At 57.6% G+C, this 24,125-nt stretch carries 18 protein-coding genes and 1 riboswitch; of the genes, 9 read left to right on the top strand and 9 right to left on the bottom strand.

All coding sequences use genetic code 11. The features are described from left to right. The first annotated feature begins 890 nt into the window (after nt 1–890). Nucleotides 891–1,262: a hypothetical protein gene (locus RQI55_RS19450; RefSeq protein WP_243254981.1), complete on the top strand. Its 372-nt coding sequence runs from the start codon at nt 891–893 to the stop codon at nt 1,260–1,262. 80 nt (nt 1,263–1,342) lie between these two features. On the opposite strand, the gene recQ is transcribed toward RQI55_RS19450, so the two are convergent. The 9 genes from recQ to RQI55_RS19405 all read right to left on the bottom strand — a co-directional run bounded on the left by recQ (nt 1,343) and on the right by RQI55_RS19405 (nt 14,055). Continuing rightward, the gene (gene recQ, locus RQI55_RS19445; protein ID WP_243254982.1) at nt 1,343–3,151 is read right to left on the bottom strand and encodes a DNA helicase RecQ; all 1,809 of its coding nucleotides are present in this window, start codon (nt 3,149–3,151) and stop codon (nt 1,343–1,345) included. A gap of 70 nt (nt 3,152–3,221) precedes the next feature. Further along, a complete protein-coding gene (locus RQI55_RS19440) occupies nt 3,222–5,879 on the bottom strand; it encodes a nitrate reductase (protein ID WP_243254983.1) in 2,658 nt (885 codons plus the stop codon). Nucleotides 5,880–5,881: 2 nt separating this feature from the next. Further along, the gene (nirD, locus tag RQI55_RS19435; protein ID WP_243254984.1) at nt 5,882–6,211 is read right to left on the bottom strand and encodes a nitrite reductase small subunit NirD; all 330 of its coding nucleotides are present in this window, start codon (nt 6,209–6,211) and stop codon (nt 5,882–5,884) included. A 103-nt stretch (nt 6,212–6,314) separates the two neighbouring features. Beyond that, the gene (nirB, locus tag RQI55_RS19430; protein ID WP_243254985.1) at nt 6,315–8,765 is read right to left on the bottom strand and encodes a nitrite reductase large subunit NirB; all 2,451 of its coding nucleotides are present in this window, start codon (nt 8,763–8,765) and stop codon (nt 6,315–6,317) included. Between the two features lie 6 nt (nt 8,766–8,771). Continuing rightward, nucleotides 8,772–9,569 (bottom strand): ABC transporter ATP-binding protein, encoded by a 798-nt coding sequence (locus tag RQI55_RS19425; protein WP_243254986.1) that lies wholly within the window; start codon nt 9,567–9,569, stop codon nt 8,772–8,774. A 13-nt stretch (nt 9,570–9,582) separates the two neighbouring features. Further along, complete coding sequence (ntrB, locus tag RQI55_RS19420; RefSeq protein ID WP_409233756.1) at nt 9,583–10,446, bottom strand: nitrate ABC transporter permease; 864 nt, start codon at nt 10,444–10,446, stop codon at nt 9,583–9,585. Nucleotides 10,447–10,494: 48 nt separating this feature from the next. Beyond that, complete coding sequence (locus RQI55_RS19415; RefSeq protein WP_243254988.1) at nt 10,495–11,793, bottom strand: CmpA/NrtA family ABC transporter substrate-binding protein; 1,299 nt, start codon at nt 11,791–11,793, stop codon at nt 10,495–10,497. A gap of 379 nt (nt 11,794–12,172) precedes the next feature. Further along, nucleotides 12,173–13,438 carry a CmpA/NrtA family ABC transporter substrate-binding protein gene (locus RQI55_RS19410; protein WP_243254989.1) on the bottom strand — a complete coding sequence of 422 codons (1,266 nt, stop codon included), beginning with the start codon at nt 13,436–13,438 and terminating at the stop codon, nt 12,173–12,175. Nucleotides 13,439–13,467: 29 nt separating this feature from the next. Then, the gene (locus tag RQI55_RS19405; RefSeq protein WP_243254990.1) at nt 13,468–14,055 is read right to left on the bottom strand and encodes an ANTAR domain-containing response regulator; all 588 of its coding nucleotides are present in this window, start codon (nt 14,053–14,055) and stop codon (nt 13,468–13,470) included. A 150-nt stretch (nt 14,056–14,205) separates the two neighbouring features. Here RQI55_RS19405 and RQI55_RS19400 point away from each other — a divergent pair, with 150 nt between their 5' ends. The 8 genes from RQI55_RS19400 to RQI55_RS19365 all read left to right on the top strand — a co-directional run bounded on the left by RQI55_RS19400 (nt 14,206) and on the right by RQI55_RS19365 (nt 24,025). Further along, nucleotides 14,206–14,919 carry a FadR/GntR family transcriptional regulator gene (locus tag RQI55_RS19400; RefSeq protein WP_243254991.1) on the top strand — a complete coding sequence of 238 codons (714 nt, stop codon included), beginning with the start codon at nt 14,206–14,208 and terminating at the stop codon, nt 14,917–14,919. 381 nt (nt 14,920–15,300) lie between these two features. Beyond that, nucleotides 15,301–16,779, top strand: coding sequence for an amino acid permease (locus tag RQI55_RS19395; protein ID WP_042617730.1), 1,479 nt, complete (start codon nt 15,301–15,303; stop codon nt 16,777–16,779). Further along, nucleotides 16,736–17,731: an asparaginase gene (locus RQI55_RS19390; RefSeq protein WP_243254992.1), complete on the top strand. Its 996-nt coding sequence runs from the start codon at nt 16,736–16,738 to the stop codon at nt 17,729–17,731. Before RQI55_RS19395 ends, RQI55_RS19390 begins: the two co-directional genes overlap by 44 nt. A gap of 66 nt (nt 17,732–17,797) precedes the next feature. Further along, a complete protein-coding gene (locus RQI55_RS19385) occupies nt 17,798–20,137 on the top strand; it encodes a glucose/quinate/shikimate family membrane-bound PQQ-dependent dehydrogenase (RefSeq protein WP_311273272.1) in 2,340 nt (779 codons plus the stop codon). A gap of 154 nt (nt 20,138–20,291) precedes the next feature. After that, a riboswitch (cobalamin riboswitch) is annotated at nt 20,292–20,519 on the top strand. A 209-nt stretch (nt 20,520–20,728) separates the two neighbouring features. Continuing rightward, the gene (locus RQI55_RS19380) at nt 20,729–21,736 is read left to right on the top strand and encodes an ABC transporter substrate-binding protein (protein WP_243256910.1); all 1,008 of its coding nucleotides are present in this window, start codon (nt 20,729–20,731) and stop codon (nt 21,734–21,736) included. A 3-nt stretch (nt 21,737–21,739) separates the two neighbouring features. Then, the gene (locus RQI55_RS19375) at nt 21,740–22,759 is read left to right on the top strand and encodes an iron ABC transporter permease (protein ID WP_243254994.1); all 1,020 of its coding nucleotides are present in this window, start codon (nt 21,740–21,742) and stop codon (nt 22,757–22,759) included. Continuing rightward, nucleotides 22,756–23,520: an ABC transporter ATP-binding protein gene (locus tag RQI55_RS19370; RefSeq protein WP_243254995.1), complete on the top strand. Its 765-nt coding sequence runs from the start codon at nt 22,756–22,758 to the stop codon at nt 23,518–23,520. The genes RQI55_RS19375 and RQI55_RS19370 overlap by 4 nt, the downstream gene beginning before the upstream one ends. 193 nt (nt 23,521–23,713) lie before the next feature. Continuing rightward, on the top strand, nt 23,714–24,025 hold the full coding sequence (locus tag RQI55_RS19365) for a hypothetical protein (RefSeq protein ID WP_243254996.1): 312 nt from the start codon (nt 23,714–23,716) through the stop codon (nt 24,023–24,025). The last annotated feature ends 100 nt before the right edge of the window (nt 24,026–24,125 follow it).

Here is a 24,125-nt window from a genome sequence, read left to right as displayed (position 1 = left end):
TCATAACCTGAAGGCCGCAGGTTCAAATCCTGCCCCCGCAACCAAAAATATTGGTTAACACCCTAAATTGTTAAGCCTGTGAGCAATCGCTGACGGGCTTTTTTTATCTATGAATAAAGCGCAGTTCCGTCTTCGCGATATGCCATCCTGACTGTTTAACGCAAAATCGCATTGAGGGTTTGCGGTCTTCAACCGCAGAAAACCCTCACAACGGTCGACTTGGGATTTGTAACGCTTTCGACGGCTGTACCACTATGCACAAAGTTCAGCCGTGACGGTGTATCAGCCGCGGTGCGTTCATGCCGTCCCTAATGGCGTGAGTTGTCGGGAATCTTCAAGGCGGATGTAGCGGAGGATGGACCGCCGACATATTTTTGATATTGAGACGCGCCGCAGGCATCAGAATTTTGATTAGAGCCCAGTGGACTGATCGGCGACGTTGTGCAGCTGTTTAGGGACATGAGCACCAGTGACAGGGGCACAGTGAGGATTAGCTTCATGTATGTTCCTTGGATTCAGTTGTTGTGGCAGCAAGCACTGAGAAAGTTCTCGTATCGGCAAATACTTCGTTAGGCGTAGCGTCTCACCTTTCCACATCGGAAATAATGAAATCCGAAGTAAATCATGCAACTTTTGCGGATAGCTTCGTATTTTGTTTTGGCCTTGCTCCGTTGAAATATTGCACTTGACGTCAACTTGGGCCCATCGAGTGGACTAGGGAGTGAAGCGAACTCGGCTCGGAACTTTGCCCCGACTTCTCGGTCGCAAAGCCCAATTCCCTATCTAAGGGTCGACGCACCGTTTCTCCTCCAACACAAACGGGATTGCTTGCTGTCATAGACGCGCTATATTTCCTAGGCTGACAAAGAAAAGCCTGGGAGGAGCATTTCATGAGACGGACTTGGCCTGATGAATTTAATTCTATTTTGAAAGATGCGCAGGAGGTGACGCTGGATGTGCCTGCGTCAGCACCCGCTGGGCAACCCAATGGGCAAGCGACCCGGCGGCAGGCATTGAAAGTGCGGATGACGCAGAGCGATTATGAACGTATCTGGCCGCTTGCGGAGGCGCGTTACCGTCTCGAGGGACAAATGTCTGGTAAGGCTATCACGCTGATAGCCAACAATCCTCACTATCAGAAATGGCATCCCGTCGATGGCGGTTCTGAGGAAGAAATGTCAGATAGCGGCAAGCCGTTCCAGATACCTTATGTAATCGTGCACTTCTTGCTCGATGATGTCAGCGAGCCTGTTGCTGCCTAAGACACGCGTTCTGATCCGCATAGTCTTGCCCATTTAGATCCTGTCTCGTGAGGCGGTGGCTTCCACCGTCTCATGATTGATCATCGGGACTGAAACTCTGCGATGACTTCCAGAAAAGCGGGGCCGTATCGGACCAGTTTTGCCTCACCAACGCCAGGCACTTCTGCCATTTCACTGCGGGAGGTGGGTCTGGCGCCCGCGAGTTCGATAAGCGTCTTATCGTGAAAGATGACATAGGGCGGGAGGTTCTGCGTGCGTGCGATTTCCATGCGCCGCTCCCGCAGCGCCTGAAACAGGGCCGCATCTTCGACTGGCAGATCGACCGTTTTGGCACCGCTTGATTGCCGGTCACGGCTGGTTTTGCGAGGGGCCTGTGGTTTTCGCAGCATCAGAGTTGGTTTTTCGCGCAGAAAATCCCGTCCCGTGTCGGATATCGATAGCCCGCCATGGCCTGCAAGATCGACTTCGATCAGGCGCGCAGCAATGAGTTGGCGCAGGATTGCGCGCCATGTGCGGTTATCGTGCTCCTTGCCGATGCCATAGGTAGAAATCTTGTCGTGGCCGAAGCGTGTTATGCGCTCATCTTCAGCACCGAGCAGAACGCTGATGATGTAGGCCTGTCCAAAGCGTTCTCCCGTTCGGTAGACGCAGGACAGGATTTTCTGGGCCGCGATGGCCCCATCGAACAGTTCTGGTGGTTCGGCGCAGGTATCGCAATTGCCGCAGGGTTCGCAGCTATCACCGAAATAGGAAAGCAGTGCCTGTCTTCGGCATCCCGCCGTTTCGGCAAGGCCGAGCAGGGCGTCCAGCTTTTGCCGTTCCATATGTTTGCGCTGGTCGGGCGCATCGGACTCTTCGATAAAGCGATTGCGCAGGGCAATATCGTCTGAGCCATACATCATCAGAACATCTGACGCCAAGCCGTCGCGACCGGCGCGGCCCGTTTCCTGATAATAGGCCTCGATGCTGCTTGGCAAATCGATGTGCACCACAAAGCGGACATCGGGCTTATCGATGCCCATTCCGAAAGCGATTGTTGCCACCATGATGATGGCCTCGCCGTGCTGAAAGCGGGTCTGGTTTGCTTCCCGATCTTCACGGGACATGCCCGCATGATAGGAGAGGGCATCGTAGCCTTCGCTGCGCAACCACTCGGCTGTCTCTTCCGTCTTGCGTTTCGACAGGCAGTAGATGATGCCGCTTTGATCCTGATGATCTCTCAGGAAGCGTTTGACCTGCGCCCTTGGATTGTCCTTTTCCATAATCGCATAGCGGATATTCGGCCGGTCAAACCCGGCAATAAACGCATCCTTGGCGTCGATCCGCATATGTTCGAGAATTTCGGCGCGGGTCGGCTCGTCTGCCGTGGCTGTCAGCGCCATACGTGGCGTGTTCGGAAACCGCTCTGTCAGCAAATCCAGTTGCCGGTATGGCGGGCGAAAATCATGACCCCATTGAGACAGGCAATGTGCTTCGTCGATGGCGATGAGCGACAGGGATACGCTTTCCAGTGCATCGAGCACGTCCGCTTTCAGCAATGTTTCGGGCGCGGCGTAGAGAATGCTCACCTTACCGGCGCGGATATCGGCCCATAATGCGCGGCGCTCATCCGGCAAGAGATTGGAGTTGAGCGCTTCGGCTCTGACACCTGCCTGGCGCAGAGCGGCAACCTGATCCACCATCAGCGCGATCAGCGGAGAAACGACAAGCCCCATTCCGGGGCGGCACAGGGCCGGGATCTGGTAACACAGGGATTTGCCGCCGCCTGTTGGCATCAGCACGAAGGCGTTGTTACCGGCAATCACGTGTTGGACGATGTCTGCCTGCTGGCCACGGAACGTATCGTAACCATAGACGGTTTTCAGAATATGGAAGGGATCAGTGTGCACGCATGTCTTCTTTGAGATTCGGTTCTGCGGCACCACAGTCCATATCGCCGCCAATCGCAACCCTTTGCAGTCACTGCGCGGCGGTTTTCAGACAAACATCGATCAATCCACGGATTTCAGCGCGACACGAGCCGCAATTTGTTCCAGCACACGTAGCTGCGCCCACACTCTCAACGGATCGGCAGCCTTCACGGATGGCAGCCGTGATCTGGTTGATACCGACACCGAAGCAGGAGCAGACGGTGGCACCCGGATCTGCACCATGTGCGCCCGGCCTGCCAGCAACAAGGCCAAAGCGGGCGCGGATATCATCATGGCTGGCTGAAAGTTGCGAGACGGCCCAGCTTCGCGCAACGGAAACGGGCGTGTCTGCGATGAAAATTGCGGCCAGCAGCTTGTTTCCGTCAAAGAAGGCAAGGCGGACCTGCGCTCCCTTTCTGTCGGCATATCCCACTGGTTCGATATGGGGAGCAATACCTAATACCTTGCGCGCCCATTGGGTCCAGTCATCCGGCGTTTCATCAAAGCCCAGTTCGAGGCGGTAGCCGTCTTGCGCCCTGGCCACCGCCCAATAGGCGCAATCGGGCGTGTCCGGCATTTGGCTTGATACAGCAAAGCCATAGGATTTCACGTCAAAGCGCCGCATTTTTACGGCAATGTTTTTCGATGCTGGCTGCCCGGAGAAAGCGTCGGTCAGCGGCGGAACTAGTTTGTCCACGCGCGCATTGGCCGCGAACTGATCGTTCCAGTGCATGGGCACGAAGACGTTGCCCGCTCTTTGCCGTTCTGTGACGAGGGCGCGCACGATGATGTCGCCAAGCGGGCTTTCGACTTTCACAAGATCAGCTGTCTCTATGCCCGCCTCCATGGCGTCACGAGGGTGAATTTCCGCAAAGGGCTCGGCCATATGTGCGGAAAGGCGGGCGCTTTTTCCGGTCCGCGTCATGGTGTGCCACTGGTCACGAATGCGGCCTGTATTGAGAGTGAGCGGAAAGGCGGCGCTGATGCGCGATGTCCGGGGCAGGGCGGTGGTTATGAAGCGGGCCTTGCCATCGGAATGGAAGAATTTTCCGTCTGCGAAGAACCGTGTGGTTTGCGTGGCTCCAGACACAGGCTGCGGCCAATTGAAAGGTAGCAGGTCCTCGTAGGTCGCGGGCGTCAGCGCCGCAAAGGCCCCGATATCGAAATCGCGCGTGCCGTCGTTTTCGAATGCCGACAATGCCGCATGTTCTGCAAAAATATCTGCGGGATTTGTGTAGGCGAATGCGTCTGTGAACCCCATGCGCTGGCCAACCTGCGACAATTGCCACCAGTCTGCCGCAGCCTTTCCCGGTGCGGGAAGGTAACCGCGCTGGCGGGAAATCCGCCGTTCAGAATTGGTGACCGTGCCGTCCTTTTCCCCCCAGCCAAGCGAGGGCAAGAGGACATGGGCGTATTTTGCAGTGTCTGTGGTTGCAAACATGTCTGACACGACGACGAATGGGCAGGCCTTGAGCGCCGCTTCAACCGCACTTGCATCCGGCATGGAAACAACGGGGTTGGTGGCCATGATCCAGATTGCCTTGATGCGGCCATCGGCCACGGCTTTGAACATGTCCACGGCTTTCAAGCCCGGCTTGTCGGCAATGACGGGTGAATTCCAGAAGCGCTGGACGCGGCTGCGATCCTCAGCACTTTCGATATGCATATGGGCTGCCAGCATATTGGCAAGGCCGCCGACTTCGCGGCCGCCCATGGCGTTTGGCTGGCCTGTCAGAGAGAACGGCCCCATTCCCGGCCTGCCAATGCGGCCGGTTGCCAGATGGCAATTGATGATGGCGTTGACCTTGTCCGTGCCGCTGGCTGATTGATTGACGCCCTGGCTGTAGCATGTGACGGTCTTTTGCGTGCGCTCGAACAGATCATAGAACTCGGTGAGTTCGGCAATGGTCAGCCCGGTTGCTTCTGCGATATCGGTGAGGCTGTAGTCTCCGGCGGACTGGACTGCGGCGTCGAAACCGCTGGTGAAGTTTTCCACATAGGTCTGATGGATGGCGCGGCACTTGGCCAGATGGGCCAGAAGTCCGGTAAACAGCGCCACATCGCCATCCGGTCGGACGGCCAGATGCATGTCGGCTATATCGCAGGTCATGGTTCGGCGTGGGTCGATCACGACAATCCGCATCTGCGGTCGCTCAACTTTGGCCGCGGCCAGACGCTGGTAGATGACAGGGTGACACCAGGCCAGATTGGAGCCGGTGAGGATGACCAGATCGGCTTCGAATATATCTTCGTAGAGACCCGGTACCGTATCCGAGCCGAAGGCGCGGCGGTGGCCTGCGACGGATGACGACATGCAAAGCCGCGAATTGGTATCGATATTGGCTGATCCGATGAAGCCTTTCATTAGCTTGTTGGCGACGTAATAATCTTCCGTCAGCAATTGGCCCGAGACGTAGAAGGCAACCGCATCAGGCCCGTGTTCGGCAATGGCCTCGGAAAATTTCGAGGCCACGAGATCAAGCGCACTGTTCCATGTCACCTGCTCACCATTGACCTGCGGATGCAGAAGACGTCCGTCCAGATCGATGGTTTCGGCGAGCGCCGAACCCTTGGAACAGAGCCGTCCCAGATTGGCGGGATGATCAGGATCGCCTTTGACGGTAACAGCGCCATCGTCTTCCATCTTCGCGATGACGCCGCAGCCAACGCCGCAATAGGGACAGGTGGTCTTGACCTCGTTTGCCATGGTCACTCCGCTGCAATCATGAGGCTTTCAAACGCAATCGAAAGCTTGCCGTCCACATTGCGAACTGGGATGGTGCGCACCGCACCCTCATCCGCGCCCAGCGCCTTGCCGGTTTCCAGCGAAATCACCCAGTTGTGCAGCGGGCAGGTGACCGATGCGCCATGCACGATGCCTTGTGAGAGAGGCCCACCCTTGTGGGGGCAATGGTCTTCGATGGCATAGACATCGTTTTCCGCCGTGCGGAAGACGGCGATCTTGCCGGAGGGTGTTTTGACGCAGCGCGCGCCGCGCAAGGGAATGTCTGAGATATCGCCAATATCGACCCAGTTCATCATTTTCGTCCCGTGTTTGCCGTGAGAATTTCAGGTGGGGCGAAACTCCTCTTTTCGCCCCACCCGATTGCCCATGTGTCCGGTCTGCCTCATTGGCCGGCGGTCACTCCGCGGCTTGATTGAAGCCAATGGTCGCCATGGGTTTGAACTCGTGCTTGTGTTCGCCCGACACACGCTCAGACCATGGATCGACCTGCGCGAATTTCTGGCTGAAGACGAAGCGCTCGAAATAGGCCTTGCGCTTGTCCGCATCATCAATGATCTGGCGTCGAACTTCGTCGTAGCCGATGCGCTTGGCCCATTTGTAGATGCGCTCGAGGTAGCGGCCCTGTTCGCGGTACATCTGCGTCAGTGCTACAATGTGCTCCAGCGCCTCATCCTCGGTTTTGACGAGGCCGAGAATTTCCGTGCCCTTGATGTCGAGGCCTGCTGCACCGGCGAAGTGGATTTCATAACCGCTATCGACGCAGATGACGCCGATGTCCTTGCAGGTGGCTTCGGCGCAGTTGCGCGGGCAGCCGGAAACGGCCAGCTTCAGCTTGGCAGGCGTCCATGAGCCCCACATGAATTTTTCCACGCGAATGCCAAAGCCGGTCGAATCCTGCGTGCCGAAGCGGCACCAGTCTGAGCCGACGCAGGTTTTGACGGTGCGCAGGCCCTTGGCATAGGCCTGACCGGAAATGAAACCGGCCTTGCCGAGGTCGGCCCAGACGGCGGGCAGGTCTTCTTTTTCGATGCCCAAGAGATCGATACGCTGGCCACCGGTCACCTTCACCATCGGTATCTCGAACTTGTCGACCACATCGGCAATGGCGCGCAGCTCATTGGCATTGGTCACGCCGCCCCACATGCGCGGCACGACGGAATAGGTGCCGTCCTTCTGGATATTGGCGTGAACACGCTCGTTGATGTAGCGCGACTGGTAGTCGTCGGCATATTCATCCGGCCAGTCGGATACGAGATAATAATTGAGCGCGGGGCGACATTTGGCGCAGCCGCAGGAGGTCTTCCATTCCAGTTCCTGCATCACGGCAGGAATGGTTTTAAGCCCCTTGGCCTTGATCAGACGGCGTACATCGTCATGGCCAAGGTCCGTGCAATTGCACATCGGCTGAACAGCAGCGGGATTGTAGCTGTCGCCCAGAGTCAGCGTCATCAATTGCTCGACAAGGCCCGTGCAGGAACCGCAGGAGGCCGATGCCTTGGTGTGAGCGCGCACATCATCGAGAGATGTCAGCCCCTTCGATGTAATGGTTGAGGTGATCTTGCTCTTGCAAACGCCGTTACAGCCACAGATTTCCGCATCATCCGGCAAGGCTGCAACGGCCGCCATAGGGTCCAGTGGGGACCCTCCCTGATAGGACTGGCCGAAAATGAGAGTGTCGCGCATGGCGGAGATATCGACGCCCTTTTTCTTCAGGTCGTTGAACCAGGCGCCATCGGAGGTTTCACCGTAGAGAACCGTGCCAATGATACGGTTGTCTTTCAAAATGACGCGTTTGTAGACGCCGGCGGTGGCATCGCGCAGCACGATTTCCTCGCGGTCATCACCATCGGCAAAGTCACCGATGGAAAAGAGGTTGATGCCGGTGATCTTCAGCTTGGTCGGAGTGTCCGCATGGACGAAGGCAGGCGTTGTATCGCCAGCCAGATGTGCCGCCGCCACCCGCGCCATTTCGTAAAGCGGTGCGACGAGGCCATAGACCATGCCGTCCACTTCAGCGCATTCACCAACGGACAGAATATCTCCATCCGATGTGCGCATGCCCGCATCCACGACAATACCGCGATTGACGGCAAGGCCCGCATCCTTCGCAAGGCCAATATTGGGGCGTATGCCGACCGCCATCACCACCAGCGTGGCTGGAATGATGGTGCCATTGTCGAGTTCGATGCCTTCCACCCTATCATTGCCGATGATCTGCTTCGTGTTGGCCTTGGTGATGACCTTGATGCCACGGTCTTCCATGGCCTTCTGAAGAAGGTAACCCGCCGCCGGGTCGAGCTGGCGCTCCATCAGCGTCGGCATCACATGCAGCACCGTCACGTCCATGCCGCGCATGGAAAGTCCGGCTGCCGCTTCGAGCCCCAACAATCCGCCGCCGATGACGACAGCCTTTGCGCGGGATTGGGCCGCCAACAGCATGGCATCCACATCATCGAGATCGCGATAGGTGATGACGCCGGGCAGGTCCTTGCCTGGAACCGGAATGATGAAGGGCACGGAGCCGGTGGCGATGACAAGCTTTTCGTAGGGTTCGGTTACGCCATGGTCTGACGTCACTGTCTTGGCCACGCGGTCGATGTTGACGATGCGGTGGCCCTTATAGAGCGTTATGCCGTGCTGGATGTACCATCCATCGCCATGGATGATGATGTCCTCATAGGTCTTCTCGCCCGAAAGCACCGGCGAGAGCATGATGCGGTCGTAATTGACGCGGGGTTCCGCGTTGAAAATCGTGACCTGATAATGATCTGGGGCTTTCTCGAAAAGTTCTTCCAGCATCCGCCCTGGGGCCATGCCGTTTCCGATGATGACAAGTCTTTCTGTCATGGGTGTTTACTCCGCAGCTTCGACGAAGCGGTGACGTTCGTAGAGGAACTTCAGCACGGCTTCGCGGCATTTGAGGTAGGTTCGGTCGGAGGCAAGCTCGATGCGATGGCGCGGCCTTGGCAGCGGCACGTCGAGAATTTCACCGATATGGGCGGCAGGTCCGTTGGTCATCATCACGATGCGATCCGACAGCAGAACGGCCTCGTCGACATCGTGGGTAATCATGACCATGGTGTTGCCAAGACGGGAATGGATTTCCATCACCGCATCCTGCAAATGGGCGCGGGTCAGGGCATCGAGCGCGCCGAATGGCTCATCCAGCAGCAGGATTTTCGGCTCCATGGCCAGCGCCCGAGCAATGCCGACGCGCTGTTTCATGCCGCCGGAAATTTCCGATGGTTTCTTGTCTTTCGCATGCGCCATCTGCACGAGATCGAGATTGCGCATCACCCAGTCGTGCCGCTCCGCTTTGGACTTGGAATAGCGGAAGACCTTTTCGACACCGAGATTGACGTTTTCATAGACCGTCAGCCATGGCAGCAGGCTGTGGTTTTGAAACACCACGGCGCGTTCCGGGCCGGGTTCGTTCACCTCTCGATTTTCCAGAAGCACGACGCCGGAGGAGACCTCGGTCAGGCCCGCAATGAGGTTGAGCATGGTGGACTTGCCACAGCCGGAATGGCCGATGACGGAGACGAATTCTCCCTTGTCGATGGTGAGGTTGATGCCCTTCAGCACCTCGGCGCGGACACCGCCCTTGTCGAAATATTTGTCGATGTGATCAAGCTTGAGATAGGCGTTCATGCTGTTCTCCTTCTCAGTTTGCCGCGCCGCGGGTGACGACATTGCCGAGTGCTGCCACCAGCTTGTCGAGGACAAAACCGACGACGCCGATATAGGCGAGTGCAACGATGATGTCGGGCAGGCGGGAGGAATTCCACGCGTCCCAGATGAAGAAGCCGATGCCGACGCCGCCGGTCAGCATTTCCGCTGCAACGATGGCGAGCCACGAGAGGCCGACGCCGATGCGCAGGCCCGTGAAGATGTAAGGGGCGGCGGATGGCAGCATGATCTTGTAGAAGAATTCCAGCTGGTTCAGCCGCAGCACCTGCGCCACGTTGCGATAATCCTGCGGAATGTTGCGCACGCCAACGGCGGTGTTGATGATGACGGGCCAGATGGAGGTGATGAAGATCACGAAAATCGCGGATGGATTGCTGTCCTGAAAGGCAGCTAGCGACAGTGGCAGCCAAGCCAGCGGCGGCACGGTGCGCAGCACCTGAAAGATGGGATCGAGGCCACGCATGGCCCAGATGGATTGCCCGACGACGGCACCGAGGACGACGCCGGCAATGGCGGCAAGACCGAAGCCATAGGCGACGCGTTCCAGCGAAATCAGCACCCGCCAGCCAAGGCCGATATCCTGCGAGCCATAGACGAAGAAGGGATAGGCTATCAGGTCATAGCTTTCCTGAAACACCTGGCTTGGCGGGGGCAAGGTTGCGCCGGGGGCGGAACAGAGCGCCTGCCAGAGGCCAAGCAGCAGCACCAGCACGACGAGCGGAGGAAGAACATTGCGGGCAATGGCCCCGGCAATCTTTCGCGGGTTGAAACCCCTCGCGGGGCGGCGGGCAATCGCAATCACGGTGCCGCTCTTCGGAATTGGGGTGGCCGTTGCCATGCTGTCTGTCTTGCGGGCAGTTGCGGTCATGGTTTTATCCTGTCGTGATTACGAGGCGGCCTTGATCGAAAGGCTGTCGAGATAGGCAGATGGGTTTTCCGGGTCGAAGACCTTGCCGTCGAAGAAGGTTTCCTTGCCGCGAGACTTGGATGCCGGGATATCGCTAGCAGCCACGCCCAGACCCTTGGCGGCCTCGCGCCACAGATCTTCGCGGTTAACCTGCGAGACCAGCGCCTTGATGTCGGTATCGGGTGCGAACTTGCCCCAGCGAATGTTTTCAGCCAGGAACCAGCTGTCATGGCTTTGGAACGGGTAGGACGCGCCGTCTTTCCAGAACTTCATCTGTAGATCGGTGCCCTGCGCCACGCGGCCGTTGCCATAGTTGATGTCACCCTTCAGGCGGCCCAGAACGTCTTTTGGCGGCACGTTGAACCATTGGCGCTTGCCCAGAATGGCCGACATCTCTCCCTTGTTGTCCATGCTGTCGCACCATTGCTGGGCTTCCATCACGGCCATCAGGATGGCCTTTGCGGCATTCGGGTTCTTCTCCACCCAGTCGGCGCGCATGCCGAGAGCCTTTTCCGGGTGGCCTTTCCACAGTTCGCCCGTGGTGCAGGCCGTAAAGCCGATGCTCTGATTGACGAGTTGCTCGTTCCAGGGTTCGCCCACACAGAACACATCCATGTTGCCGACCTTCATATTGGCAACCATCTGCGGCGGCGGAACGACGATGGTGGAGACATCCTTGTCAGGATTGATGCCGCCAGCGGCTAGCCAATAGCGGATCCACAGATCATGCGTGCCGCCGGGGAAGGTCATGGCGGCCTTGATTTCGTTGCCCTCGGCCTTTTTCTTCTCGAAAGCGGCCTTCAGTTTGGACGCATCCAGTTGCACCCCCGTCTCGGCATATTCCTTGGCAACCGAGATGCCCTGGCTGTCGAGGTTGAGGCGGGCGAGAATGGCCATCGGCACGGGCACATTGTTCTGCGTGACCTTGCCGGTGTGCATGAGGTAGGGCATGGGGGTCAGAATATGCGCGCCATCAATGCCGTTCGACGCGCCGCCCAGCACCAAGTTATCACGCGTGGCACCCCACGACGCCTGCTTGGCCACCTCGACATCGGGCATGCCATATTTGGCGAAGAGGCCTTTTTCGGCGGCAACGACGAGAGGCGCTGCATCCGTCAGCGCAATATAGCCGAGCTTCGCGCCGGTCACTTCAGGCGTTGCGGCTGCGGCGAATGCGCCGGATGGGAAGGCTGAGCGGATGGCGGTGATCAGGGCGGCGGTTGCCGTTGTCTTGAGCATGCCACGGCGGCTTATAGTGCTTGTGAATGTCGGTTTCATTCATGTTCCCCATTTTTAAGCCGCCGTCAGGGCGCCTGTTTCCCAAGTGCAAAAGCGAAAGTGCAAAAACAAAAAAACGCCGCTCGGAGATTGCATTTGCCGGGGGATACCCCTGGCAGCAAAAACCTTGCGACGTCTGTGTCGTTGGTAAGCAGCGGTTACGCGCTTTTATCTCCGATCGCCGTTGACCGGATATTTTAAACAAAGCAAACGCCGTGCCAGTTTTGGTGGCGTCAGACTATGCGATTGTTAGAAAAGGCTAAATCTGGAAAGGAAGAGGCGTTGATGGGTGTTTTACGAGGAAAAGCGACGGCCTAGAAATTGCGCAGCTGAGTGCGCGTGATCCATTTTTGCGCAGCATTTGTGCAGGAAGCCGAATTCAGGCCTCGTCGTTTCCAGAAATATTGCCGTCTCCTGCGCGCACTGGAAAGGCGCGGACATAGGCCTCTATGTCCGAGGGATCGAACACATGGCCATCCATGAAGCGGTCGCCATCCCTATCGCCTTCCACGCGGATATCCGGCTCGACGGGGACGTTGCTCGATCCCAGCGCGTGCCGATAAAGATCGGTCCGGTAGGCCGATGCGGCTGCCTCGGCTGCTTGCCTTGAGAAGCGCGTCTGCCCCCAGCGGATCATCTGGCTGTAGATCCACAGCGCCTGACTTTTGCGCGGGTAGTTGGCGAATGTGTCGTGGAAGGTGAAGTAGCGTTCAATCACCCGCTGATTGCCTTGCGCATCCACGCTGAAGCGACCGGCCAGCACCTGGCGCAGGATCTCCACGGGTGCGCCAATATATTTCGCAGAGCTAAGCGTTTCTGAAAGGGTGGCGTGATTGTCGATGTCGTCACACCAGTGTGCCGCCGCATCTAGCGCCACCAGCAGGCGTGAAACCGCCTCCGGCTGTGTTTCCGCCCAATCGGGTCGCATGCCCACCACCTTTTCCGGTGCGGATGGCCAGATATCCTGCTTGGCGGCGACGATGCGGCCAATGCCGCGTGCGCTGGCAATCATGTTCCAGGGTGCGCCGACGCAGAAGCCTTCGATGGCACCGGCGGCCAGCGCATCCGATGTGAGCGGTGGCGGGACGACCACAAGTTTGACGTCGCGATCCGGGTCAATGCCGCCAGCGGCCAGCCAATAGCGGAATTCGTAATTGTGGGATGAGAAGGGGTAGGTCACGCCAAAGGTCGGCACGGCTTCGCCGCGCAGGCGCATGTTTTGCAGAAGGGTTCTCAGCGCATTTGCGTTTTCCAGTGCGCTTGCTGTCTCGGACAGCCCGGTCAGCTCGCGCATGCGTGAAAACAGCCGTGTCGACAGGGTGATCGCGTTACCGCCACGTCCGAGAGAAAAGGGCGTGATGGTGGGGGAGGGGTTGGAGCCGAGATCCAACATGGATGCGACGGGCATGGGTGACAGCATATGGGCAATATCGAACTGCCGGAACGCCAGCCGGTCACGCACATTGGCCCAGGAAACGTCCTTCACCAGATCCAGCGTCAGGCCTTCACGCTCCGCAAAGCCGAATTCTGCAGCCGCGATCAGCACCGAGGCATCGACAAGCGGAATGAAGCCGGCGCGCAAGGTGCGCTGGCTATCATTGCCGATCAGTGCCGGGGCTTTGTCTACGCGACCGTTGCTGGTCATGGTCTGCTTCCTTTCGCTCCGTCAGCCGTTCACATCAACAGACCGGCCGCCGTCACCACGCTTTGCGCGATATCGGAGAGTTTTTTCTTTTCGTTCATGGCCGTCTGGCGCAAAAGCGCGAAGGCTTCTTCCTCGGAAAGACCGCGCATCTTCATGAGGATGCCCTTTGCGCGCTCAACGATCTTGCGATCCTCAAGTGCCGATTTTGCCTCAGCCAGTTCCTGCTTCAGGCGGCTGAAGGCATTGAAGCGGCTGACGGCCATATCGAGAATGGGTTTGACGCGCTCTTTCTTCAGCCCATCCACAATATAGGCCGAAACGCCTGCCTCCACGGCTGCCTCGATGGATGCTGTGTCGGATCGGTCCACAAACATGGCGATGGGTCGCCCGACAGTGCGGGTGAGCTGGAACAGATGCTCCATCATGTCGCGATTGGGATTTTCGATATCGATGACGATCACATCCGGACACAGCGTTTCTATGATGCGCGCCACGCCGTGCACTTCGTGAATGACCGTCACACGGTCATGCCCCGCTTCGCGCAATCCCTCCTCGATAATGGAGGCGCGGATGGCGTTTTCGTCGATCACCAATATGGTCAGGTCGCGCAGCGTCATGGGGCATAGATGACGCAGCGCCTATTGATTTGCAATCTTTTTCGGCGCGCTTAAAAAATAGGCGTATTCGCTTTTATTGTTTCGTCAAACCGGCTGAGGTTCACTTGGGATGCCTTGACAATGATCTTCTGTTTATAAAAGGTTAGCGACATGAGTGCAGGGGTGGAATTTTTATCAGAAACAAGTCCGATCAGCCGTAAAAGCGCGGCGGAATCGGTCTTTGAGGATTTGCGTCTGGCAATCGTCTCAGGGCGGTTGAGCATTGGCACGCGCTTGCCTGCCGAAACGCATCTGGCTGGCAAATATGGCGTTAGTCGACCCATTGTGCGTGAGGCGCTACGCTCCTTGCAGACGCTAGGAATGACGCAGACGCGGACGGGCAGCGGCACATTTGTTCTGACCGACAGGCCAAGCCCGGAGCTGAGCTATGGCGGTTACTCCGCTCGCGACCTCATCGAGGCCCGGCCCTATATCGAAGTTCCTGCTGCCGGATGGGCCGCCGTTCGGCGCACGGGTGAGCAACTCGCTGGAATCCTGAAGCTTTGCGATGCGATGGATGCGCAGGAAGATGCGCAGAAATGGGTCAAGCTGGACTCCGAATTTCACGGCGCCATTGCCGAAGCGTCCGGCAATTCGGTTTTCGCCAAGGTTCTTTCTGATGCGCGCGATTCGCTCAGCCAGCAATCGGGACTGCTGAACGTCATGGCTGACCGGCGCGCTGCCTCGAATATCGAGCATCGTCTGATTGCGGAAGCCATCGCGGCGGGATCGGATGAAGCGGCCAGAAGCGCCATGGAAGCCCATCTCGGTCGTGTCAAGCAGATCATTACGTCCATCATGACCGATCGCAGGCCACTCGGATAAGGTGGCCTTGTCTGCGTCGCAACCTTTAGCGACGCGATGGTTCCAGACGATCAACAGCCCGCCATAGGGCATTTCGCGTGGGTATCACTCCTGCCGGAGCGCTTTTGCGCCAGCATCATATCTTCAGTTGTTTTCATCCAGTTTGCGGCCTCACTCCGGGGCTTTCTGGTCATTCACGCGTGTCAGACCGTCTGGATGACGCTTGACGTCAGAAAATTTGGCACGTATTTGAGATTACAAAATCTGTCTTACAGCATAACAGACTTATATTTCGCTTTGAAATTTTTAACGCCAAGCCGCCAAAGCCGTTGCGTCTGGCCCAAGATGCCAGACCGTCATGAGACGGATTTGCGGATGACTTAAGCTCTGAGGGAGGGGCGATTGTCAGTAAAGTCAAATCAGCAAAATCACGAACGGGACCTTCAGTCCAAAGAGGACCTTGGATTTCACAAGGCTCTCAAGCCGCGCCAGATCCAGATGATTGCCATTGGCGGCGCCATCGGAACGGGGCTTTTTCTTGGGGCAGGCGGCCGTCTTGCCGCAGCGGGTCCCGCATTGGTTTTTGTCTATGCCATCTGCGGCTTCTTCGCTTTTCTGGTGCTGCGCGCACTGGGAGAGCTGATCATGCACCGCCCCTCATCCGGCTCCTTCGTGTCCTATGCCCGTGAGTTCTACGGCGAGAAAATGGCCTTTGCCGTTGGCTGGATGTACTGGATGAACTGGGCCATGACGTCAGTTGCCGATGTGACGGCGGTGGCGATCTACATGAATTTCTTCAAGCAATATGTGCCTTGGATGCAGGGTATCGACCAATGGGTCTTTGCGCTTGGCGCGCTGGTTATCGTGCTGGGCATGAACATGCTGTCGGTGAAGGTTTTCGGTGAGCTTGAGTTCTGGTTCAGCCTGATCAAGGTCGTCGCTCTTGCTACCTTTCTGGTTGTTGGTGTGTATTTCGTCATTTTTGGCACGCCCATTGAAGGCCATGTGACCGGGTTCAGCCTCATCAGTGATAATGGCGGTTTCTTCCCCAATGGCATTTTGCCAGCCTTCATCATTATCCAGGGGGTGCTGTTTGCCTATGCGTCCATTGAGCTGATCGGCACTACGGCGGGTGAAACCGAAGACCCGCGCAAGGTTATTCCCGGCGCAATCCGCACGGTGGTGTTCCGGTTGCTGGTGTTTTATGTCGGCTCGGTTCTGCTTTTGTCGCTTCTTTTGCCCTACACCGCCTACAAGGCAGGTGAGAGCCCGTTCGTGACCTTCTTCGGCTCCATCGGCATCGAGGGTGCAGATATCATTATGAACCTTGTGGTGCTCACGGCGGTTCTTTCGTCGCTCAATGCCGGGCTTTATTCCACAGGCCGCATCCTTCATTCCATGGCAATCTCCGGTTCAGCGCCGGCGGCACTGGCGAAAATGAACAAGGCTGGCGTACCCTATGGCGGCATTGCAGTCACGGCAGTCGTCACAGTTATTGGCGTTATCATGAATGCCTTCGTGCCCGCTGAAGCCTTTGAAATTGCCCTCAATCTTTCTGCGCTGGGCATTATTTGCGCGTGGGGAGTCATCGTGTTATGCCAACTCAAGCTGTGGCATCTGTCGCGGCGGGGGAAAATGAATCGTCCTGATTTCAGAATGTTTGGCGCGCCCTACACTGGCATAATGACGCTTGTCTTCCTTTTCAGCGTGCTGGTGCTGATGGCGCTGGATTATCCTGCTGGCACATTGACGGTCGGTTCGCTCGTCATTATTGCGCCAGCTCTTGTTGCGGGTTGGTATATGTTGCGAAATCGCATCCATGAACTGGCGAAAGCCGATGCAGACAGACGCTCTGGCTCCGGGGCAGATCGTGGACACTGATCTTTCGAAAATGCGGGTGGCCGTCATCGCCACCGGCGGCACCATTGCGAGCAAACGCGGTGATGATGGCGCGGCAAGGCCCGCGCTGTCGGGTGAGGCGCTGGTGTCCGGCCTGTCTTCTGCCGATGTGCTGGTCAAGCCCGTGGAGTTGATGGCTAAGGATTCCTCCAGCCTGACGCTGTCCGATATGCAGGATATCAGCGACGCGGTCGGCAAGGAGCTTGCCGATCCCGCCGTGGATGGGATCGTCATTCTGCATGGAACCGATTCCATGGAGGAAAGCGCCCTTCTGGTTCATCTCCAGCACCATCTGACCAAACCCGTCATATTTACCGGTGCCCAGTTCACCGCAGATCACCCGTGCTCGGATGGTCCGGGCAATCTTTCGGCAGCCATCGAAGCGAGTGTCGATCCATCCAATATTGAAAGGGGCGTCCTTGTCTGCTTCGGCGGAACGCTGTTTCCGGCATGGGGCCTCTACAAGTGCTCATCGGATGAGAGCAATGCCTTTGATCTGGCGGGCCATGTTCTCTGTCCGCAAAGCCCCGGCCTGTCCGCAAGCGTCAAAGATGTCAGAGTGGATATCGTCGCCATCTATCCGGGCTGTGATGCAACCCATATCGATGCCAGCCTGAATTCAGGCGCTGACGGTATCGTTCTGGCTGCGCTGGGCTCCGGCAATGCCAATGTGCGCATTGTCGAAGCCGTTGGCCGGTGCCGGGAGGCGAAGGTTCCCGTCGTCGTTTCCAGCCGCGTGCCGACGGGCATTCTCGTTGCCGGTTATGGCGGCGGCGGCGGCGGTCACGATCTGGGGGCGGCAGGCGCCATCCATTCGCAGACATTGAGAGCCGGTCAGTCTCGGATCTTGCTGGCGGCGATGATTGCCTCGGAAAAAACGACTGATGAAATCCGCGTTGCATTCAGCGATTTCGGAAAAGTGGCCAAATCGTGATTTTTTTGGGAACCTTTTAGTAGTGGATTGTGTTTTCGGCGCGGGAGACCACGCCGGGGGCATTTTATGGCAATTACATCCACTGCAGTCGTCCTGACTCTGATTGGTTTAGCAATTTTTGGCTTTGGCTCACAGCTCGCAATGCTGGGCGGCAGCCTCTATTACGCATTGGCTGGCATCGCATTCATTGTGACCGGCGCTCTGCTGTTCAAAAGAAACAAGTTTGCGCTTCACTTCTACGCGGTTTTCGTCATCGCCACGCTCTTATGGGCGTTGTGGGAAGTCGGCTTCGACTGGTGGCAACTGGGTCCACGCGGAGGCTTCATCATCGTGGTCGGCATGTGGCTTCTGATGCCATGGATCAGAAAGCCTCTGGGCTTTACTAGCCCCACAGGTATCTCCTACGGCGCAAATGCGGTTCCACTTTTAACTGCCGTTCTGGTTTCCGTGGGTGCAGCAGCATTTGCGATGACGCAGGACCCGAATGACATCGAAGGCGCGCTGCCCACCGACGTGGTGACCGCATCGCCTTCTTTTGGAAATCCGGTTCCCGATAATGAATGGCATCAATACGGCCGCACCTCCTATGGCCAACGCTACTCGCCGCTGGCGCAGATCAACACGCAGAATGTCGGCGACCTCAAAGAAGCCTGGCGCTACCAGACGGGCGACGTCAAATTGCCTGACGATGTCGGTGAGACAACCTATCAGGTGACTCCCTTAAAAGTCGGCAATTCGCTTTACCTTTGCACACCGCATAACTGGGCCATCGCCATCGATGCGGCCACCGGCAAGGAAAAGTGGAAATATGATCCGAATGCAGGTCTAAACCCGGATCGTCAACACCAGACATGCCGTGGCGTAACCTATTACGCGGATCCGGCTGCACAGGCAGGTGCCGCCTGCGCACAGCGTGTCTATCTGCCAACGTCGGATGCGCGTCTGATTGCGCTTGATGCTTTGACCGGGCTCGTCTGCGAAGGCTTTGCGGATAAGGGCACGTTGCAGCTCGCCAACGGTATGAAGTACAATCCGGCGGGTTACTATTACTCTACATCCCCGCCTGTCGTCGTCGGCAACAAGATCATCATCGGTGGCGCGGTCAACGACAATTATTCAACGCAGTCGCAGTCCGGCGTCATCAGGGCATTCGATGTCAACACCGGTGCGCTGATCTGGAACTGGGATTCGGGCAACCCGACCCAGACGCAACCGCTTCAGGCTGGTCAAACCTATACGACCAACTCGCCCAACAGCTGGTCCATCTTTAGCGTCGATGAAGCGCTGGGTCTCGTTTACATTCCGCTGGGCAATCAGGTTCCGGACCAGCTCGGCATGGGCCGCAGCGAAAGCGTCGAGAAATACTCGTCCTCCATCGTCGCGCTCGATATTAACACCGGACAGGATCGCTGGGTACGCCAGACCGTGCACCATGACCTCTGGGATATGGATGTTCCCGCGCAGCCCGTGTTGCTCGATATTACCAAGCCGGATGGCCAGTCCGTTCCGGCTCTGGTCGGGCCAACGAAGCAGGGCGATATCTATGTGCTGGATCGACGCAATGGCGAGCCACTGCTGGGCATAACGGAAGAGAAAGCACCAGGTGGTGCAATCCCTGAAGATTTCACGTCTCCGACGCAGCCCACATCCGCTCTCTCGTTCAAGCCAGAGCCGCTGGTTGAATCGAACATGTGGGGTGTCTCCATGTTCGACCAGCTGGCCTGCCGGATCAAATTCCATCAGTTGAACTATGAGGGCCGTTATACGCCGCCGTCCCTTAATGGCTCACTGATTTATCCCGGCAATTTCGGTACCTTTAACTGGGGTTCTGTTGCAGTCGATCCGGAGCGGCAGGTGATGTTCGGCATGCCGACATACCTTGCCTTTACATCTCAGCTCGTGCCACGCGACCAGATTCCGCCGAAGGGTCAGGACGAAAAAGGCAGTGAGCAGGGTCTGAACAGAAATGATGGCGCGCCCTATGGCGTGTTGATGGGACCCTTCCTCGGACCGCTCGGCATTCCATGCCAGGCTCCACCATGGGGTTATGTTGCGGGTGCTGATCTGCGCACGGGTGACGTTGCCTACAAGCACAAGAACGGCACCGTCTATGACATGACGCCGCTTCCCCTGCCTTTCAAGGTTGGCGTTCCCGGCATTGGTGGACCCATGATTACCAAGGGTGGCGTTGCCTTCCTCGGTGCGGCGGTGGACAATTATCTCCGCGCCTATGATCTGACCACGGGCAAGCAGCTTTGGGAAGGCCGTCTTCCAGCCGGTGGACAGGCTACGCCGATGACCTATGCCATGGATGATGGAAAGCAGTATGTGGTGATGGTGGCAGGCGGCCATGGCTCTGTCGGCACAAAGCCCGGTGACTATGTGATCGCCTATACGCTGCCATAAACAGCCATATTATCGATAATTCAAGATTGAAGCCGGGAAGAGATTCCCGGTTTTTTCGTGCGATAGGATGAGCCGTAAAACATCGAAAATCAACGCTTGCAAGCGAATATGTAATAACATAACAATTATTCGACTTGACGGTATGTCGCGATTGCGTCTAACTGGTTGCGACGGTTCCAAGCGAGCAATCGTAAGGAATAATAGGGAATACGGTGAGGACTTATATCCGATGCCGTGGCTGCCCCCGCAACTGTGAGCGGATTGTCGAGCCCTATGACGCTTTTTTTAAAAGTGTCATGCCACTGCAAAGCGATTTGCGGGAAGGTTGGGCGAAGGCGCAAATCCGTAAGCCAGGAGACCTGCCGTCATATGTTCAATCCAATTCGCGGGCGGGGATGCCCGGAACAGGAGACGTCGTGATTGCATCGAGCGCTAGCCTGCGCCTTATTCATCTGCCATGTCCCGGTTTCAGATCGTCCCAACGTCCCGTCTTTGCGGGCTGACTGTCTAAACATGTTCATACCCAGTTGCGCCTTGCGCAACTTATGACGATCGGGGACTATCGAAATGACATTACACTTCAGGCACGCCATGGGCGCTGCCATCTTCGCGGTTGCAAGCTCGTTTGCGGCGCTGCCTTCTGCCCATGCGGCGCAGACGTCCTATCCTTTGACACTCAAGAATTGCGGTCGGGATGTCACCTTCACGCATGCGCCTGAGCGTACTGTCGCCGTTGGACAGAGCACCACGGAAATTCTCTATCTGCTGGGCCTCTCAGATAAGGTCGTCGGCACGGCGGTTTGGGTCGGCCCTGTGATCAAGGGCTATGAAGAAGCCAATGCCAAGATCGACCGGCTTGCGGATAATGACCCGAGTTTCGAGAGCGTTCTGGCCAAGAAGCCGGATCTGGTCACGGTGCAATATCAATGGCATGTCGGCCCGGAAGGTGTGGTTGCCAAGCCTGAACAATTCGAAGAGCTGAAAATTCCAGTCTACACATCGCCCGCCGATTGCACCGGCAAGGACAATTCCGGTGGTGGGGATGGCGTGCGCCATTCCGTGTTCACCATGGACCTGATCTATCAGGAAGTGACCGACCTTGCGCAAATCTTCAATGTTCAGGACAAGGGCGAAAAGCTGGTGGCCGAACTGAAGGCACGCGAAGATGCCGCTCGCAAGAAGATCGTTTCCGCCAAGGGCCAGCTTTCCGCAGTCTTCTGGTTTTCCAGCGCAGAGCTTGCAATCGACCCTTACGTTGCGGGCAAGAACGGTGCGCCTGGCTATATCATGTCCGCACTGGGCATCAAAAACGTCATAGACAGCGATGAAGAGTGGCCGACAGTCGGTTGGGAAACCATCGCCAAGGCCAACCCCACGATCGTCGTCGCGGGCAAGATGGATCGCAGGCGCTTTCCGGCAGATGATGTCGCGCTCAAGCAGAAATTCCTGAAGGAAGATCCGGTCACAAGCTTGATGCCATCAGTCAAAGAGGGCCATATCGTCACCATGGATGCACAGGCCATGAACCCGACGATCCGCACCATCGATGGTATCGAAGTTCTGGCCGACGCTATCGTCCAGCTTGGACTTTCCAACTAGGCCATGGGTGCCTGCTTCACAATAACCCGTGCCGTCTTGCTGGCGGTCGGGCTCCTGGGCCTGGCGCTCTGGCTCGGAGCCGCCATCGGCGAGACATCCATTTCGATGGATGTCGTTGCCAAGGCGGTGGCGAACCGCGTGTTAGATGCCGGTTATCCGCTGGATGCGATCGATGAAGGCATCATCTGGAACTACCGCCTCAGTCGGGCGGTGGTTGCGGCCTGCTGCGGTGCAGCCCTTGCGTTGTCGGGTGTCGTGCTTCAGGCGCTGTTGCGCAATCCGTTGGCTGATCCCTATATTCTGGGCATTTCAGCCGGTGCATCGACGGGCGCTGTTGGCGTTGCCATTCTAGGCTTTGGCGCTGGCATGCTCACCATGCCGCTCGGCGCATTCCTTGGTGCGCTCACAGCCTTTGCCCTCGTCAGCCTGCTGGCCTTGAGGGCTGGCAGCGGAAACAGCGCCATCATTCTGGCGGGTGTGGCGGGTTCGCAGCTTTTCAATGCCATCACCTCCTTTATCGTGACGAAGGCTGCCAATGCCGAGCAGGCGCGGGGCATCATGTTCTGGCTGCTCGGCAATCTCTCCGGTGTGCGCTGGCCAGATGTGTGGCTGGCCTTGCCAGTCACACTTATCGGTCTTTTGGTCTGCCTGTGGCATGCGCGTGCGCTGGATGCCTTTACCTTCGGCTCCGGTTCCGCTGCCTCGCTCGGCATACCGGTTCGGCGTGTCTACATTGTTCTCACCGGCATCTGCGCGCTGATGACGGCCATCATGGTCAGCATCGTCGGCTCCATCGGCTTTATCGGTCTCGTCATTCCCCATGCCGCACGCATGATCGTCGGCGTCCGCCATGGGCGCCTGTTGCCCGCTGCGGCCCTGACCGGTGCCGTGTTCATGATTGCGGCAGACATTGTCTCGCGCACCATCATCACCGGGCAGGTCCTGCCGATTGGTGTCATCACGGCGCTGTTCGGTGCCCCTGCCTTCGCGCTCATTCTCAGCCAGCGACGGAGATCGGTATGACCCTTTGCGCGAACGATCTATGCTGGTCTGCCGGTGGCGTCGATATTGTCAGGAATGTCAGTCTGGAAATCCGGCCGGGCGAGTTTCTGGGCATTGTCGGACCCAATGGTTCCGGCAAGACGAGCCTCATGTCGCTTCTCTGCGGCCTTCGAAAGGCTAGATACGGCGATGTCACGCTGGACGGCAAGCCCATGGAGAGCTTGAACCGTCAAACGATCGCACGCTCTATTGCGCTCGTCGAACAGCAAGCCGAAACGCAGGAGCGGATCAACGCCCGTCAGGCCGTGGAGCTTGGCCGCACACCGCATAAGGGTGCCCTGTCGCCATGGTCGGCGCAGGATGATGCCATTGTGGATCAGGCATTGCAGGATGTCGATGCAAAGCATCTTTCAAAGCGCATGTGGCACACGCTATCGGGGGGCGAGCGGCAGCGGCTGCACATCGCCCGCGCCTTGGCGCAAAAGCCGGATATTCTGCTTCTGGATGAGCCGACCAATCACCTCGATATCGGCCATCAGATCGCGCTGTTGCATCTCGTGCGCCAGCAGCGGCTGACGGTCGCCGCAGCGCTGCATGATCTCAACCATGCGGCCATGTTTTGTGACCGGGTGGCGGTGATGAAGGCGGGAACGCTTGTGGCGCTTGGCAAACCATCGACGGTCTTCACGGCTAGCCTGATCGCGGATGTGTTTGGTGTCGAAGTCGATGTTGAAGCGAGTGATGGCGACATGTGCCATATTCGCTATCGGTCTCCGAGATAAGGGTTGGCGCGGCATCTTCGAAAAGGCCTGTTGCCTTTCTCGTCCAATTCCCGCTGCCGCGCCTCTTGAATTGCAGCGACGGCCTCCCACATCTCAACCAACCCGCTGGTCCGGGCCCCTCTGGTGAAAGTCTCGGCGCTTTCACGATGTCGGACCTTTTCCGACATCATCGCCGAGTGTGCAGAGGTTACGCATGATTTCCGATATTGCCGCATGGCTCATCACGCTTTTTGTCCTGAACCCCATTCAGGCAGAGGTGCAGGACCGCCTTCAGGGCGCAAACGCCTCAGCCCAATCCCTTCAGCAGTCGCAGCAATGCGTGGCCGCGCAGGGGCCGAAGCTTCTTCAGCGCGCAGGCGAAGATCCATCATGGGCCATTGCAACAATTGCGGGCTACAGCTTCGGCTGGACGTCACCCGTGCAGTTGCTGGATGCTGATGATCCGAACTGCGCCGAGTTGACGCGGCTGCTCCAGTCCAGCGAGAGTGAAGAGGCCAATAGCTGAACTGCAAGTTTTCAATGCTTGATCGGGTGAGACAAAGGTGCGCGGCACATCACCCTGCTGCATGGGCAGCATGTTACAGATGGCCTTCTGGCCAAGCGTG

It is taken from the genome of Rhizobium sp. WCS2018Hpa-16, assembly GCF_031843705.1.
Classification (GTDB): domain Bacteria; phylum Pseudomonadota; class Alphaproteobacteria; order Rhizobiales; family Rhizobiaceae; genus Agrobacterium; species Agrobacterium tumefaciens_C.
The sequence above is the reverse complement of the archived record's forward strand: the minus strand, read 5'-3'. Positions and strand labels throughout refer to the sequence as shown.